This window comes from Mesorhizobium robiniae (assembly GCF_040545535.1).
In the GTDB taxonomy this organism is placed as follows: Bacteria; Pseudomonadota; Alphaproteobacteria; order Rhizobiales; family Rhizobiaceae; genus Mesorhizobium; species Mesorhizobium robiniae.
The window spans coordinates 16,852-31,676 of sequence record NZ_JBEPMC010000021.1 but is presented as its reverse complement, the minus strand read 5'-3'; the positions used below and the strand labels follow the sequence as shown (position 1 = coordinate 31,676).

Annotated in this window: 14 protein-coding genes and 6 pseudogenes; 11 read left to right on the top strand and 9 right to left on the bottom strand. The window is 59.9% G+C overall.

Annotation, left to right across the window (positions count from 1 at the left end):
• The first annotated feature begins 90 nt into the window (after positions 1-90).
• Positions 91-921 carry a LuxR family transcriptional regulator gene (locus tag ABID19_RS33360; RefSeq protein WP_263807187.1) on the top strand — a complete coding sequence of 277 codons (831 nt, stop codon included), beginning with the start codon at positions 91-93 and terminating at the stop codon, positions 919-921.
• A gap of 359 nt (positions 922-1,280) precedes the next feature.
• On the opposite strand, the gene ABID19_RS34455 is transcribed toward ABID19_RS33360, so the two are convergent.
• From ABID19_RS34455 to istA, 3 genes and pseudogenes are all read right to left on the bottom strand, one after another.
• Positions 1,281-1,424: an ATP-binding protein gene (locus tag ABID19_RS34455; protein ID WP_412177319.1), complete on the bottom strand. Its 144-nt coding sequence runs from the start codon at positions 1,422-1,424 to the stop codon at positions 1,281-1,283.
• Complete coding sequence (locus ABID19_RS33355) at positions 1,360-1,719, bottom strand: ATP-binding protein (protein WP_412177321.1); 360 nt, start codon at positions 1,717-1,719, stop codon at positions 1,360-1,362. The genes ABID19_RS34455 and ABID19_RS33355 overlap by 65 nt, the downstream gene beginning before the upstream one ends.
• A pseudogene (gene istA, locus ABID19_RS33350) lies at positions 1,693-2,505 on the bottom strand (IS21 family transposase); the annotation flags it as partial. The pseudogene istA and the gene ABID19_RS33355, both read right to left, overlap by 27 nt.
• Before the next feature lie 3 nt (positions 2,506-2,508).
• Here istA and ABID19_RS33345 point away from each other — a divergent pair.
• The 3 genes and pseudogenes from ABID19_RS33345 to ABID19_RS33335 all read left to right on the top strand — a co-directional run.
• Positions 2,509-2,966: pseudogene (locus ABID19_RS33345) on the top strand (transposase); the annotation flags it as partial.
• A 183-nt stretch (positions 2,967-3,149) separates the two neighbouring features.
• The gene (gene ectB / locus ABID19_RS33340) at positions 3,150-4,460 is read left to right on the top strand and encodes a diaminobutyrate--2-oxoglutarate transaminase (RefSeq protein ID WP_412177320.1); all 1,311 of its coding nucleotides are present in this window, start codon (positions 3,150-3,152) and stop codon (positions 4,458-4,460) included.
• 188 nt (positions 4,461-4,648) lie between these two features.
• A complete protein-coding gene (locus tag ABID19_RS33335; protein ID WP_263807186.1) occupies positions 4,649-5,749 on the top strand; it encodes an amino acid kinase family protein in 1,101 nt (366 codons plus the stop codon).
• 260 nt (positions 5,750-6,009) lie between these two features.
• Here ABID19_RS33335 and tnpC (ABID19_RS33325) read toward each other — a convergent pair.
• From tnpC (ABID19_RS33325) to tnpA, 3 genes and pseudogenes are all read right to left on the bottom strand, one after another.
• A pseudogene (gene tnpC / locus ABID19_RS33325) lies at positions 6,010-7,487 on the bottom strand (IS66 family transposase).
• 109 nt (positions 7,488-7,596) lie between these two features.
• Positions 7,597-7,953, bottom strand: coding sequence for an IS66 family insertion sequence element accessory protein TnpB (gene tnpB, locus ABID19_RS33320; protein WP_412177318.1), 357 nt, complete (start codon positions 7,951-7,953; stop codon positions 7,597-7,599).
• Positions 7,950-8,396 carry an IS66-like element accessory protein TnpA gene (gene tnpA, locus ABID19_RS33315; RefSeq protein ID WP_263807185.1) on the bottom strand — a complete coding sequence of 149 codons (447 nt, stop codon included), beginning with the start codon at positions 8,394-8,396 and terminating at the stop codon, positions 7,950-7,952. The genes tnpB (ABID19_RS33320) and tnpA overlap by 4 nt, the downstream gene beginning before the upstream one ends.
• A 470-nt stretch (positions 8,397-8,866) precedes the next feature.
• Here tnpA and ABID19_RS33310 point away from each other — a divergent pair, with 470 nt between their 5' ends.
• Positions 8,867-9,568: a class I SAM-dependent DNA methyltransferase gene (locus tag ABID19_RS33310; RefSeq protein WP_263807184.1), complete on the top strand. Its 702-nt coding sequence runs from the start codon at positions 8,867-8,869 to the stop codon at positions 9,566-9,568.
• 38 nt (positions 9,569-9,606) lie between these two features.
• Positions 9,607-9,714: pseudogene (locus tag ABID19_RS33305) on the top strand (hypothetical protein); the annotation flags it as partial.
• A gap of 41 nt (positions 9,715-9,755) precedes the next feature.
• On the opposite strand, the gene ABID19_RS33300 reads toward ABID19_RS33305, so the two are convergent.
• Entirely contained in the window at positions 9,756-10,046 is a 291-nt protein-coding gene (locus ABID19_RS33300) for a transposase domain-containing protein (RefSeq protein WP_263807183.1), read from the bottom strand.
• A 90-nt stretch (positions 10,047-10,136) separates the two neighbouring features.
• Between ABID19_RS33300 and ABID19_RS33295 the strand changes: the two genes are divergently transcribed.
• Positions 10,137-10,769, top strand: a complete 633-nt coding sequence (locus tag ABID19_RS33295; RefSeq protein ID WP_263807182.1) for a class I SAM-dependent methyltransferase — start codon at positions 10,137-10,139, stop codon at positions 10,767-10,769.
• A 163-nt stretch (positions 10,770-10,932) separates the two neighbouring features.
• Here ABID19_RS33295 and ABID19_RS33290 read toward each other — a convergent pair.
• Positions 10,933-11,169: pseudogene (locus ABID19_RS33290) on the bottom strand (transposase domain-containing protein); the annotation flags it as partial.
• 182 nt (positions 11,170-11,351) lie between these two features.
• On the opposite strand from ABID19_RS33290, the gene ABID19_RS33285 reads away from it, so the two are divergent.
• The 4 genes from ABID19_RS33285 to ABID19_RS33270 all read left to right on the top strand — a co-directional run bounded on the left by ABID19_RS33285 (position 11,352) and on the right by ABID19_RS33270 (position 14,142).
• Positions 11,352-11,564, top strand: coding sequence for a hypothetical protein (locus tag ABID19_RS33285; RefSeq protein WP_263807181.1), 213 nt, complete (start codon positions 11,352-11,354; stop codon positions 11,562-11,564).
• On the top strand, positions 11,561-11,911 hold the full coding sequence (tnpB, locus tag ABID19_RS33280; protein ID WP_263807180.1) for an IS66 family insertion sequence element accessory protein TnpB: 351 nt from the start codon (positions 11,561-11,563) through the stop codon (positions 11,909-11,911). Before ABID19_RS33285 ends, tnpB (ABID19_RS33280) begins: the two co-directional genes overlap by 4 nt.
• A 72-nt stretch (positions 11,912-11,983) precedes the next feature.
• On the top strand, positions 11,984-13,546 hold the full coding sequence (gene tnpC, locus ABID19_RS33275) for an IS66 family transposase (RefSeq protein ID WP_263807179.1): 1,563 nt from the start codon (positions 11,984-11,986) through the stop codon (positions 13,544-13,546).
• Positions 13,498-14,142, top strand: coding sequence for a UPF0149 family protein (locus ABID19_RS33270; RefSeq protein WP_354494749.1), 645 nt, complete (start codon positions 13,498-13,500; stop codon positions 14,140-14,142). The genes tnpC (ABID19_RS33275) and ABID19_RS33270 overlap by 49 nt, the downstream gene beginning before the upstream one ends.
• Before the next feature lie 43 nt (positions 14,143-14,185).
• Here ABID19_RS33270 and tnpC (ABID19_RS33265) read toward each other — a convergent pair.
• Positions 14,186-14,749: pseudogene (gene tnpC, locus ABID19_RS33265) on the bottom strand (IS66 family transposase); the annotation flags it as partial.
• Positions 14,750-14,825: the final 76 nt, after the last annotated feature.

Sequence of the window (14,825 nt, the reverse complement as noted above, 5' to 3'; positions counted from 1 at the left end):
CTGTCCGTCTGCGAAGACGGCGCCTTAAACCGGCAGATTGGCGCACCAGGCGCAAGTGGCTGCAGAGCAGAGACTATGGCGAGCCCGCGGATGACTGCAGTCTCTCAGCTTCGAAGGCTGGAAATCGGCGTTTCCGACCAGTTTTCTTTAGTCCCCTCGACGAATTTGCGAGCGGCAGCCAAAGATGCATTTGCCGTCGAGTTCGGCCGATTTCTCGACCAGGCTGATGGTGTTGCTCAACCCGAGAAGTTGTTCGACCTAGTATGTGCTTTTGCCCTGAAGTTTGATTGCCCGTGGATTGCATATAGCTATCTTACTGGCAACCAAAGATTTTTGAAGCCCGTCAAGTGCGATCCTGTGGCCATGCTGAATTATCCTGACGAATGGCAGGAGCGCTATTTCGAGATGGGCTACGACAAGATAGACCCCATTATTAAGACGAGCCGAAAGCGGGCAGGCACCTTTCGTTGGAGCGAGGTGTACAACGATGCAAGTACGACTGAAGACGAACGACGCGTTTTCGACGAGGCTGCGACGTTCGGCCTAAGGTCAGGCATCAGCATTCCATTGCACCGCCCCGATGGCAGCTTTGCAGTTGTAAGTTTTGCGCAAGTATATGACCAGGATTTCCGGAATATAGCAGTCACCTACTTGGAACTTGTTGCCTTATACTTCCATCTGAGGATCGCCGAGTTCGTGCTTTCGAGTTGCGCCAAGGGCCCTTTTGGCCTCTCTCCAAGAGAAAAGGAATGTATTTCGTGGGTAGCACGAGGAAAAACGTCGTGGGAGATAGGGAAAATTCTAGATATATCTGATAACACTGTAAACTTTCACATAAAAAACGTAATGCGAAAACTTGATGTCGCCAGCAGGACGGTTGCCGCTATAAAGGCGGTCAACAACGGAATTATAGAACTATAATTCTATTGTAAATCTCGTTAAGTAAAATTTACGTTGGCTTTTCGTATGAGAAATATACTTGAGTTATTATGATATGATTCTTATATCGTGGGCTTTTCGAGGGGTTTTGATTTGGCCCCTGTGCGTTTGCTCTACTAATCAGGCCGGATCGGGAGTGACTGCGAGAAGGTGGTGCTCACAGACTTCGACGTTAGGCCGCCGCATGATGAGGTCAGTAGCGCAAGGCGTCTCAATCTGTTGAACGATCTTAGGAGAGTTCGTCCCAGGATCGTGCCTGCTAACGAGATCGCCTTGCCCGTCGTCCACGGGAACGATCCGGCTTTGTCAAGCGACACGAGGAATTGGCCCCTTTGGCGACATCAGGAACTGACCGCCTTCACTGGGTTGCTGTTTCGTTGGTTTCGGGCGCCGGACCGGCGCTTTTCGTGGAGACGGTAGCTATCGCCGCGGATAGTAATCACCGCGGAATGGTAAAGCAGGCGATCCAGGATCGCGGTGACCACCACGGGATCTCCAAAAACGTTCCCCATTCGCGCCCACCGAACGATTGGAGGTAATCAGGATCGATCCCTTCTCGTATCGGCGCGACACCAGTTGGAAGAACAGGTGAGCGGCATTGGCCTCGAAGGGAAGATAGCCGAGCTCGTCGATGATCAGCAATTTTGGACGTGATAAGATCGTCAACTGCTTGTCGAGCGAGCCGTCGTCATGGGCTTTTGCCAACATCGCCACCAGCGTGGCCGCAGTGACGAATTGAACATTGTAATTCTGCCGGATCGCCTCGCGACCAAGGCTCACAGCACCGTTCCCGGAGGCCCCAGCAACAAGAGCGTGTCGCCATGGGCAATCCAGCGACAGGTCGCCAGCCTTGCGGACCAGATCCCGCAGCTGTCTGAACGGCGCGCGTCCGGCCAGCGGGCGAAGCGCACGAGCTTCAGCGGCAAAGCGTTCCACCGGCGCGACACCGGTCGTGCCGTGTTCGCGCTGGTCGGCGACCTCGCGCGTCCACCGGTCCAGATGCGCCTCGAACGCCGCCCAGCTCTCAAACCGGCGCCCGGCGATCGCGTTCTTCTTGACGTAGCCGACTCCGCGTTCGTCCTACCCTTTCGTGCGCGCTCGATAGGGAGCACAGGCCCGCGGCTTGAAGCCCCAGTACCGGGCGAAGGCATGCAGCCGCGCGTTAAACCTCACCTCGCGCGTCACCGCGTCATGGTGCTCGACAAGAGCCTTCGCATTATCGATCAGGACTTCCGCCGGAACGCCCCCGAACCGCAGGAATGCGCCCTCCAGCCCTTCGAACCAGTCGGCCTGGCGCTGCCTCTGCGAGGCCCGGATATGCATCCGGCGCGAATAGCCAAGCGTCCCGACAAACACATGGATCCGCACCCGCTCGCCGCCGATCCAAACACGGGTATCGCCGAAGTCGATCTGCATCTGATGACCGGGCGCCGTCTCGAAGCGGACTGTCGCCCGCTTCTGCGCCTTTAGCTCCCGGCGCCAATGCTGTACCCCACGCTCCACCGAACGCAGGCTGATAACGATCCCGTGTTCGTCCGCCAACTCCTGGCGGATAACGTCCGTGTGCGGGGCAAGGAAACCAAGCTGTGTTTCATCGGGCATGGGCTGATGGAGAACCGCCACGGCCTTTTGGTCGATGCCTGCCTGACGCTGGCCGACGGACATGCCGAGCGAGTGGCACTGCACATGATCGAGCCCCGCGCCGACCGGCCGCAGGCGATCACGCTCGGTGCCGACAAGGCCTACGATGCGGAGGACTTCGTCAACGAACTGCGTTCGATGAAGGTGACGCCGCATGTGGCGCAGAACACCAGCGGCCATAGTTCGGCCATCGACGGGCGCACCACCCGGCATAGCGGCTATGCTGTCAGTCAGCGTATTCGTAAGCGCATTGAAGAGGCGTTCGGCTGGATCAAGACGGTCGCCGGTCAGCGCCAAACCAAGTTGCGCCGCCGGAACCGCGTCGGATGGGCTTCACCCTCAGCGCCGCCGCCTACAATCTGGTGCGGCTGCCGAAGCTCATCGCTGGAACCACTGACATGTCCAAGGTTCCAGCCATCGCCATGGCCTTTGCCGATCGCTGGCGTATCGTCGACGCCTCTCTCTCGTCGCGACTGAAAGATACTACCATCCTTGGTAGGCGCACGAGTCGAGGTTACCGTCTAAAACTGCGAAGCCATCAGAATTTCGATTGGGATGCTTCGATTGGGATGCTATGGCGCCACCATTTAGATGAGGAAACGATTGTGCTTCAAGAGAGTACCTCCAACTCGCTATTTGCCTTCGAAACTCTCGAGTCAAACGTGCGGTCTTATTCGCGATCGTATCCTGTTGTGTTCAGGAAGGCTGCGGGAGCCATTCTCGAGGATGAGAGTGGCTTCGAGTTCATCGATTTTCTCTCCGGCGCGGGCGTCCTCAACTATGGCCATAACGATCCCGATTTGCTAAATGCCGCAAGGCAATACCTTGAATTACGCGGTATTATTCATGGTCTTGACATGGCTACCTCTGCAAAAAGAGAGTTTATGGAGAATTTTGACGCGACAATACTTCATCCGCGTGGCCTAGCGTACAAATTTCAGTTCCCCGGCCCCACCGGCGCCAATGCCGTGGAAGCGGCTTTAAAGCTCGCACGCAAGGCCACTGGTCGGCAAACTATAATTTCATTCACCAACGGCTTTCATGGAGTGAGCTTGGGCGCGCTTGCCGTAACGGGTAATCGGCACTGCCGAGACGCAGCAGGCCTTCCTCTAGCCGGCGCAGTGTTCATGCCTTACGATGGGTATTGGGGAGCCGATCACGACACTTCGGAATATCTGGCGAGGCTACTTGCTGATGCAAGCAGTGGTGTCGACCTACCCGCAGCCATCATTCTAGAAACTGTCCAAGGCGAGGGGGGCATCAACACTGCGAGCAAGAATTGGCTTCAGTCGCTCGAGCGACTTTGCAGAACGAACGGCATTCTCCTGATTGTTGATGACATTCAGGCGGGTTGCGGACGAACAGGTAGTTTCTTCAGTTTCGAGTTTGCCGATTTATCTCCGGATATGATTGTTTTGTCGAAGTCCCTCAGCGGCTGTGGACTGCCACTGTCCCTTTTGCTGCTAAAACCTGAAATAGACGTTTGGCAGCCGGGCGAACACAATGGAACTTTCAGAGGCAACAACCTTGCGCTAGTGACTGGGACTGCTGCGTTGCGAAAATATTGGACTAGTGAAAAGCTGTCTGATGGCGTTGCGGAAACAGGACGCATTTTGAGCGGGCGCCTTCACCAGGTTGCTCAAAGTAGCGGAGATCATAACCTTTCCGTTCGCGGAAGGGGCATGATGCTCGGGCTCGATTGTAATACAGGCCAATTGGCGGAGAAAATCGTCCGTAGGGCCTTTGAAGATGGACTTGTGGTAGAGCGATGCGGCGCCGAGCACCAGGTTATCAAGCTCCTTCCTCCTTTGACGATCGACGGGCAGACGCTTCAACGCGGTCTCAACATTTTGGACCGTTCTGTGCATGCAAGCGTCTAAGCGGATCCACGCTGTGGTGCTTACAGAGGGGGGATCATGTCAATTAATGGCTGCCGAAATCGAAGATGCTACAGGATCACACTGCGACGTGACCGACTGAACCCCTTGAGGCGTAGAGTGGGGGCTGCGCGTTGAACGCATCTCTCATCGCATAGCTTGCAAATTGCTTACGACGTGATTGGTGGAACATGAACGCGACGGTTCTGAAATTCGGGGGCTCCTCTTTTCGACATACTGAAGACTACCATCGAGTTGCTGGGCACATAGCCGACCGACTAGCAACTGGCGAAGGCAAAATCGTTGCCGTGGTCAGCGCGATGTCGGGAATAACTGACAACCTGAAAGAGGTGATGCTCAACGTCAACAAGAAAGCATCACCATCGAACGTTGATGCAGCACTTGCAACTGGAGAGATGATCAGTGCCTGCTGTTTGGAGGCTGCCATCAGCCGGCTGAGGATACCGGTCATGTCTTTGAACGGCTATTCCCTTGGAATACGTACGAATTCGGACTTCGGTCGCGCGTCAATAGAAAGCGTAGATCCTAAGCAAATTATGGCAGCATTGCTGGAGCATGATGTGATCGTTGCCGCTGGCGCCCAGGCAATCGATCAGTCCGGCAGGTTAACGTTTCTGGGCAGAAACAGCTCCGACCTGACAGCTATCGTAATAGCCTCCATGTTAGGAGAGCACGCTTGCGAAATCTACTCAGATGTTCCGGGCGTCTATACGGCAGACCCTTATCTTGTCCCAGGAGCACAACTGATTCCGGAGCTTGCCTATCAGACGATCCTACAGATGTCCCTACACGGCGCAAAGGTTCTCCACCACAGGGGGGTGCATTACGCCGAAAAGCACAGGGTTTCCATTATTTGTAAATCGCTGACCAGCGACGGAGCCATCACCGGCACGATCGTATCAGGTCATGGCAACGCCCGTTCTGTGACCGTGGCTCGCGACAGCCCGGTGTTTTCATGCGCCAGCCTCGAAGAATGCGACAGCCTTTGCGCCCTTCTTGCTAGACATGACATCAACGTCCTTCGCCTGGAGGACAGTCACGGGGTGAGGGTTTGTATTGTAAGCGACATCGATTTTGCCCAGCGACTAGTCTCGCTTGCGGACATTGGTCCGGTTTTCATTGGCTTAAGCAATGTGGTGACAGAACTTGATTCTTCGGGGTTGCTCGTGCATTTGGTCGGCGATTATGACGGCGCCATTTCCCTGGTGCGCCAAATCCACGAACAAATGTATCCTGCAGTAGTTAGCGTACCGTTTGGGGCGTCGGTGTAGTTCGAGGCGCCCATCGTTGCGACGAACAGCTTTAGGCCGGTGATTGGATCCAAGATGTTGAAGGTGTCGCCGGCGAAATCGCCAAACACCTTCACGCCGCGGAGTGCATCTGGCGTATCGTCTGGTGTACGCGTCCTTTCCAGGTAAGGTCATGCAAAAATAGATATAGAAGGCCGCCTGGATTGGCGTCGCGATACTCCTCCCACGCCAGCACCCGCGTTAACTCTGAGACCAAGCTGATTCGAAGGTAACCGCTGTTCTCAGGCCACGGCCTTGAGCGGCCCGGGGGCATAGGCCCAGGGCAGCAGGTCGTCGATCTGGCTTTGCGGATGGCCTGCGACGATGTGGGTGATGACGTCGGCGAGATAGGCGTATGGGTCGGCGCCGTTGAGTTTCGCGGTTTCTACGAGCGAGGCGATGGTCGCCCAGTGCTCGCCACCACCGTCGGAACCGGCGAAGAGCGCATTCTTCCGATTGAGGGCGATTGGCCTAATCGAGCGTTCGACGACGTTGGAGTCGATCTCGACGCGGCCGTCGTCGAGGAAGCGACCAAGTCCGGCCCAGCGCGAGAGCGGGTAGCGGATTGCTTCGGCGAGCTTGCTCTTCTGGCTGACCAGGGCGAGCTTTCGCGCAGCCATGGCTGGAGGGTATCGATGACGGGGCGGCTTCTCTCCTGGCGGGCGGTGCGCCGCTCTTCGGGCGAGCGTCCCCGTATCTCGCTCTCAATCCTGTAGAGCTCGGTGATGCGCTGGAGCGCCTCCGTGGCGATTGGCGCGGGTCCGGACTGGACCAGTTCGTAGAACCGGCGACGGACATGCGCCCAGCAGAACGCCAGGCTCACGGCATTGCGCTCGGCCAACGCCCGGTATCCAGCGTAGCCGTCGACTTGCAGGGTTCCGACGAAGCCCTGAAGGTGCCGGAGTGGCTGTTCGGCCTTGCGGTCGGGCGCATAGAGATAGGCGACGCCGGGCGGATCGATCCCGCCCCAGGGGCGATCGTCGCGCGCATAGGCAAACAGCTGGCCCGTCTTGGTGCGGCCGCGCCCGGGATCGAGCACCGGCGCGGTGGTCTCGTCGGCGAAGAGCTTGCCGGACGCCTTCAGCCGCTCGAACAGCCGCTCGTGGATCGGCCGTAGCAGGAAGGCTGCCTTGCCGACCCAGTCGGCGAGCGTGGACCGATCCAGGTTCACGCCCTGCCGGGCATAGATCTGCGCCTGGCGATACAGGGGAAGATGGTCGGCATACTTCGACACCAGCACGTGGGCGACGGTCGCTTCGGTCGGGATGCCCCCCTCGACGAGGCGCTCCGCTGCGGGCGCCTGCACCACGACCTCCTCGCAGCTCCGGCAGGCATACTTCGGTCGGCGCGTGACGATGACGCGGAATTGGGCCGGCACGATGTCGAGGCGCTCGGAGCAATCCTCGCCCATGACGTGCAGCATCCCCTTGCAGCACGGGCAGATCTTGTCGGGGATGTCGATGACCTGCTCGATACGCGGCAGGTGCGCGGGCAGTGAACCGCGGTTGGCGCGGCGCTTCCTGGCGCGAGCCTCGCGCTTAGCAGGATCGGCGGCGTGCTCTGCGGCGAAGCCCTCCGCCTCGACCTGCTCGGCCTCTTCCAGGCCCAGCAGCAGTTGGTCGACCGGCAGGCTCTCTGCCCTGCGGCCGAAGCGGTGGCGCTGCAGTTCCTTGATGATCTGGCGCAGCCGCTCGTTCTCGGCGCGCTCCGCCGCGAGCATCGCCTGAAGCGCGATCGGATCGTTGGTCTGAGGCTCGGCCGGGTTGCTCACAAGGCCGATTCAATCATGTATTCCAATGCTTTGCCAGCGTCTCTGGCCGCCCGTGGAATCAATTTGCCGCGACCGGCACGCGCGTCTCGCGGGCGTCATGCACGCGCCGCCAATCCAACCCTTCCAGGAGCGCCTGCAATTGCGCCGCCGACGACCTCACCACGCCATCGGTGATGGCAGGCCAGCAGAACTTCCCGTCCTCCAGACGCTTCGCCAGCAGGCACACGCCGGTGCCGTCGAAGTACACCAGCTTGACCCGGTCGGCGCGCTTGGCCCTGAAGACGTAGACCGCGCCGGAGAACGGATCGGCGCCCATCGTCTCGCGCACCAGCGCGGCCAAACCCTCGGCGCCCTTGCGGAAGTCCACTGGCTTCGTCGCGACCATCACCTTGACCGCCCCCGTCGGCCCGATCACGACGACGCCTTCAGCGCACGGATCACCGCCGCCACCGTCCTGGCGTCGGCGCCACGACCGACCCGCATGGCGACACCGTCAATCTCCAGCTCGATCACGCCAGCTTCTCGCGCGGCCTTTCGCTTCCGCGTCGATCTCGCGCGCTCCCCCGCCGGACTGGGCTCCGGTGCCGCGACCACTGCTGGAACAAACAACGGCTCCGGTGACGGCGTATTCGCCAATGGCACCCGCGCGGACCGGCGCCAGGCGAACAGCTGCTGCGGGGACAATGCATATCGCCGGGCCACAGCGCTCACGGTCTCGCCGGCATCATAGCTTTCCGCCACGATCCGCGCCTTCTCCTCCGGCAACCATTCGCGCCGCCGTCCAGAACCCGTGAATATCTCAAGCCGTCGAACCGGCTCCTCGTCCCTGGACTTAAGCGTAAGCTCTGAAACCGTCATGTGTTGAAGCCCTCAAAGGCTCCGAGCATCGTGGCTCACGGCCACGCGCGAAAGGTGGCGCCGGGACAGCGCTCACATTCGAAGAACCGATGACCGACGACATTGTGAACCTGCGTATGCTCGCGGCAAGAACACCCTGCCTGAGCGCCTACGACGACTATCCCACCATCAGGCTGGCGAATTGTGAAATTTGTCCCCTTGTCTAACGAAGATTAACCCGGTTATACGAAATATAATTTCATTAATTATTAATTTATACGTCCTTGATCGCTCCATATATCGAGCAGATATTTGGAATGGGTGCGAGACTGATCGCAAAGCGACGAATCCCCGGTGAAGGAAGTCCCATTTCTTATGAAGGTTGATGGAAGCGCCGTGCACGCAGTCGTTCCCGTAACACAGAACCCCAGCAATAGGGCCGCCGAACAGGACTGCGCCGGATCCCACTGTCCCTCCATGGAGTAACTGTCATGAAAATCCCTGATCAACAGGCCGCGCTGGATCAAGCAGCACGAAAGCGCATCAAGGCTTCCCATACACTCGACGGCGATGTCGGTTACTTGGCCCAGTTCTATCGCGAACAGGCCGGTAGCTACAATCTGAGGAACCGTCACGGATACTACGGGCCTATTGTCGTGGCGGAGCTGGCGGCCGCCATGCAGACGGCCTATTTAGCCAAGGAGCGAGCAGCCATCGCGATCCTTGACGCTGGCTGCGGAACAGGCCTCGTCGGTGTGCAGTTGGAACGCCTTGGCTTTCAGTTGATCGACGGGTTTGACCTATTCGAGGAAATGGCCGAAAAGGCCCGAGAGACCCGCGTGTACCGTCATGTGCGGGGCGATGTCGACCTCAACGGCCCGCTCTCCGAATATTCCAACGCGAGCTATGACATCACGGTCTGCTGTGGCGTCTTCGTGCACAGGCATGCCCAACCGGATGGGCTGCGCGAATTGGCTCGCGTCACGCGCCCCAACGGATTGGTCATCGCAAGCGTCCGAAAGAGCTATGCGGAGGCGACGTCCTTTGAAGGCGAGGTGCGACGTCTGCACGATGGGGGCATCCTTGTACCGGCACATTGTCTAAACGGTGCCAGATATTACGAGGAGGACGCGCACTACTGGGTTTTCAAGGTGCCCCATAAGGCCACCGCACCAACTGACGAGAAGCTATGAAGACACTACCGCAATCTCGCTGGCGAAACTAGCAGCCGATGCAGATGAAGGCGCGAGCGCCTACGATAGCCTGCCACGAGCAAGGGGGCTTCTACCTTGTCAAGCAGGGCAACCTGAACGAACGCGTCGCACAAGCCATTCGAGCTTCCCGGCGGTACTTTGCGCTGCCACAGTCGATTAGGGAACGCTACGGCCACGTCTCACAAAACGTAGACCCTAACTCTCGCGGAGGATGTGTAGCAGTTTTTCTGGATACGGGCTTTGTTTCAATCATTTTCGGAGGGTTGCGATGTTCAGTAAGCGGTGTTCTTCGGCCACAGCCTTGAGCTCTGGAGTACGGATGTAGATCCCAGGGTAGAACCTCGTCGATCCGGCTGTTGGGATGACTGCTGGCGATCCAGGTGAGCAAGTCGGCGAGATAGCTGAGCGGCTCAACGCTGTTGAGCTTGCAGGTCTCGATCAGCGGGGGGCGACGCAATCAAGGTTTTTCAGACACTCCTGCCAACAGGCAGGCTTGTGTTTCTGGGGCTGCCACCGGATCATGTGCGCAGACCTTTGGGGATCAACGATGGCCGTCTTCGAAACGCTCACCCTCGCAGAACGCGCCAGACAGCTTGGCAACCCCGAGGGCGCTGTAGGCCTCGCCGTTGCCGACTGGCTGAACGAGAATAACAGGCAAGCGAATGCCAAGAACGTCGCGCTTCTGGGCGGGGATGCGGGCAACCGCGTGCTCGAAATCGGCTTCGGCAACGGGCGCACTGTGCCCGATGTGATCGCCCAAGCGCTGGACGTCACTTATTGCGGGATCGACATCTCCCCAACAATGGTCACGGAAGCCTCCACCTTCAAAGCCGCCCTCGTCGCTTCCGGCAAAGCAAGCTTTGATCTGGCCTCGGCGGAGAATATGCCTTGTGCCGAAGACAGCTTTGACAGCGTTTTCTCGATCGGAGTAATTCATTTCTGGACAGAGGTGATGCGCCCCGGCGGCTCGATGCCAATGGCCTGTCTGGCGCCAAGGGAAGCGCCGGATTTCGCCCGGCCGGAACACGGCTTCCACCTCCGCGACGCCGCGAGCTGGGATGCGCTCTGCCGCGCCGCCGGCTTTACAGACGTTCATGTTGAGACGGTCGAATCCGAGCAGATTACCCCCAGTGGTGCGCCGATCCGGCGCTATGGGATCATCGTCCGGGGACGCGCATAGCCATCCGGAGATCTTTGACGGTCAGCCCAGAATGCCGTCGTTTGGACGAGTAACGTTACCCCTCGGCTGCTTTTGCGGTCAGGCGCGGCAGGCATATATATTTGGTCGCCGTACAACAATCACAGGCAGCTGCGCCGAACGATGTCGAGCGTAGCCACTGTTCTCAGGCCACGGCCTTTAGCTCAGGCTGGTTGACGTAGGCCCAGGGCAGGAGATCGTCGATCTGGCTGTTGGGGTGGCCGTTGACTATCCTGGTGAGAACATCGGCGAGATAGCTGAGCGGCTCGACGCTGTTGAGCTTGCAAGTTTCGATGAGCGAAGCGATGACGGCCCAATGCTCGGCGCCGCCGTCAGAGCCTGCGAAGAGTGCGTTCTTTCGGTTGAGCGCGATCGGGGTAAGCGGTGCGCCAAGGCACCTTGCAATAGGCTGATGAACATGGAGCTTTCGCGCCATGACATTGGAACATGCGAGGGGCGATATGGTCGCCGAGTTAAGCGGCGCCGCGGCGGCCGAAGAGCTTTCAATGGTGCCCGGGCGCGTTCGGCGTAGCTCCGTCACAGCTCTATGCCTGGCGCAAGCAGATGGCCGGTTGCGAGCTCGAGGCCGATCGGGCGATGGCAACTTTCGCGCGGATCGAAGTGAACGATCCGCCCGAGGTCGAGCGTCCCGTCGCCGATTGCCCGGACCCGGCCGGCAGGATCGTCGTGGCCTTTCCGAACGGCGCGCGATTGCGGATCGACGGGACCGTCGATCCGACAGCGCTGCGTATCGTCCTGGCGGAGTTGACCAGGTGATCACGGTGGTGCCGACCGACCGGATTTACCTTTGCTGCGGTGAGACCGATATGCGCCGCGGGATCAACAGCCTGGCGCGCATGGTGCAGCAGGTGCTCGCGCTCGACCCGCATACCGGCGCGATCTTCTGCTTCCGAGGACGCAAGGGTCATATCATCAAGATTTTGGCGCATGACGACCAGGGGTTCTGCCTTTTTACAAAACGCCTTTCCGATGGGTGTTTCGCTTGGCCGACCACCAAGGATCAGGTGACCGTGTCGCTCACCAAGGCACAGCTTTCGCTACTTTTGGACGGGATCGATTGGCGCCGGCCAAACAAGATTTATCGACCACGTATGGCTGGCTGATTTTGCTCGTTTCTTATTGATTTTGTGTCGATTCTGCTTCCGTAACGGAGGCCTTTCGGGTATGTAATTTGGGTGTCGGAACAGGCCCCCTCAAACGCTGATTTCATCGCCCGGATCGCCTTTCTGGAGGCGGCGGTTTGTGCCCGTGACATCGCCATTGCCGAACGCGATGAGCAGCTGCGAAGAGAGCGCGCCGAGGCCGCGCTGCGGATCGATCGCTTCAACCGCAAGGCCTTCGGCCGCTCCTCCGAGAAGCTCGGCCAGATGCAGCTCGAACTCGAAGATCTCGAGACCGATTTCGCCGCCAGCGTGCCCGATCTCGAACTGCCTATCGTCGCGGACAGCGACAAGGTGCGGGTGTTGCCGGTGCGTAAGCTCAACCCCACCCTGCCGCGCAAGCGGGTCGTTCGCGAGCCGTCTTGCGCATGCTGCCCGGGCTGCGGCGGCGATCTGCGCGCCATGGGCGAAGATAGCGAGGAGATGCTCGATCTGGTCGCCCAGGCCTGGCAGGTAATGGAGACCATTCGACCCAAGTACAGCTGCCGGACCTGCGATAAAATCATCCAGGCGCCGGCACCAGCCAAGGCCATTGCACGCGGCAAGCTCAGCTATGCCGCGCTCGCCCATATCATGATGGCCAAGTGGGGTTATCATTTGCCCTTCTACCGTCAGGCCCAGATGATGGCCGCCAAGGGCGTCGATATCGAGCGATCCACGCTTGCGCGCAGCGCCGGCTACGCTGCCGCCTTGCTCGATCCGATCTACAACCGCATCCGTGAGATCGGCCTTACCCGCAGCAAGATTCACACCGACGACACGCGGCTTCCGATCCTGGCGCCCGGCAACGGCAAGACACACAAGGGCGCGCTCTGGGTTTATGTCGCCGACGACCGCAATTCGGGTTCGAAGGAGCCGCCGATCGCCTGGTATCGCGCCACCATGGGCCGCGCCGGCGAGAGCGTGATGAGCGAGCTCGCCGGATTTTCCGGCACCCTCCAGGCCGACGGATTCAGCGGCTACAATCAGCTCTACAAGGGCGGCGCCATTCGAGAAGCTGCCTGCCTGGCCCATCTGCGTCGCAAGATATTCGACGTTCACGACAGCCAGCCGACCGAGCTCAGCACGACGGCGATGGCCGGTATCCAGGCGATCTACCGGATCGAGGAAGAGATACGGGGGCTGCCGCCCGCCGAGCGATTGGCCGCACGACGAAGGCGGACCCGACCACTGGTCCTCGCGCTGCGACGACAGCTCACGCGCCAGGGCAAGGGTTTGTCGCGCCATGCCGATATCGCCAAGGCCTTCGCCTATGGCACCAACCGATGGCGCGCGTTCAATCGCTTCCTCTACGATGGCCAGCTCGAGCCCGACAACCTGATCGCGGAGCGCGCCATTCGTGGATTTACGGTCGGAAGGCGCAACTGGCTTTTCTCGGGCAGCTTCGCCGCGGCGGAGCGGTCAGCGGTCGTGCTCAGCATCATAGAAACCTGCAAGCTCTGCGGCGTCGATGCCGAAGCCTACATGGCCGATATCACCGAGCGCATCCAGAACGACTGGCCAGCCTCGCGCTGGGACGAGCTGATGCCATGGAATTGGGTGCGCCGCCAAGCGATGCCGCTCCCGTTGGCGGCATGAGCGCGATCAATGACATGGCGCTGTCGGACGCGGCGCTGGAGGCCTGGATGGCCGTCAAGACCAACCCCCGCCCGCTGGTGCGGACGATGTCGGCGCTGGATGGCTTCGTAACGGCGGCGGTCACCGGGCCGCGGTTCGCGGACCCGCAAGACTGGATGTGCCCGCTCATGGGGTTGCGGCGCGACGTCCTGGCCAAAGGCTCTGCAACCGATCACGCCGTGTTTGCCAGCGTCGCCAGGATCCACAACCGGATCAACGAGACGCTCTTCGACAGACCGCAGGATTATGCGCCCCGATTCGCTACCAAGCCCAGCGGCGGCATCGACCCGCGGCCGTGGTGCCAGGGGTTCTACGCGGCCATCAATCTCAACATCAAAAAATGGAAATCGCTACTCGACCTCAACAACCCCAATCACGGCCTGCTGCTGCCGATCCTGATCTACTGCGTCGACAAAAAGGGCAGGCCCGTTCTCGGTAAGCCCAGGCCGGGGCCCGAGACCGCGCGCTTCATCGAGCACGAGGCGTACAAAGACATCGCCCTCGTCATCCCCGCCCTGCGCGAACTCCACTACGTCACCCGTTATGACTCGGAGTGATCGGCGCCGGTGCGCCGACCAACAAGCGACCTAACCATAAAGACGATTTCGGGAAAGGTGCCTTGGCGCACCGCTTACCGATCGGGCGGATCGAGCGCTCGACCACGTTGCTGTCGATCTCGATGCGGCCGTCATCGATGAAGCGGGCGAGCCCTTCCCAGCGTGAGAGCGTGTAGCGGATCGCCTCGGCGAGCTTCGTCTTCTGGCTGATCAGGCCGAGCTTCTCGCGCAGCCACGGCTCGAACTCGGCCAGGAGCGGCCGGCTCCTTTCCCGACGCTCGGCATGGCGTGCCTCCGCCGTCTGGCCGCGGATGTCGTCCTCTATTCTGTAAAGTTCCGCGATGTGCCGGAGCGCCTCGCTGGCGATTGGCGCTGGGCCGGCTGCGGCGAGTTCGTAAAAGCGCCGGCGCACGTGCGCCCAGCAGAAGGCGAGCGTTACGCCGCTCTTGTCGGCGAGTACGCGATAACCACCATATCCGTCTACCTGCAGGATTCCGGCAAAGCCCGCCAGATGGGCGATTGGTCGCTCCGCCTTTCGTTCTGGCGCATAGAGATAGGCGACGCCCGGTGGGTCGCTTCCACCCTATGGCCGGTCATCGCGCTTATGTAGAGATCTCCATAAGCGCGATTATGTGCACCTCGTGATTATGCGCAGATTGCTGAGGCAGGAGGCTTTAACCGTC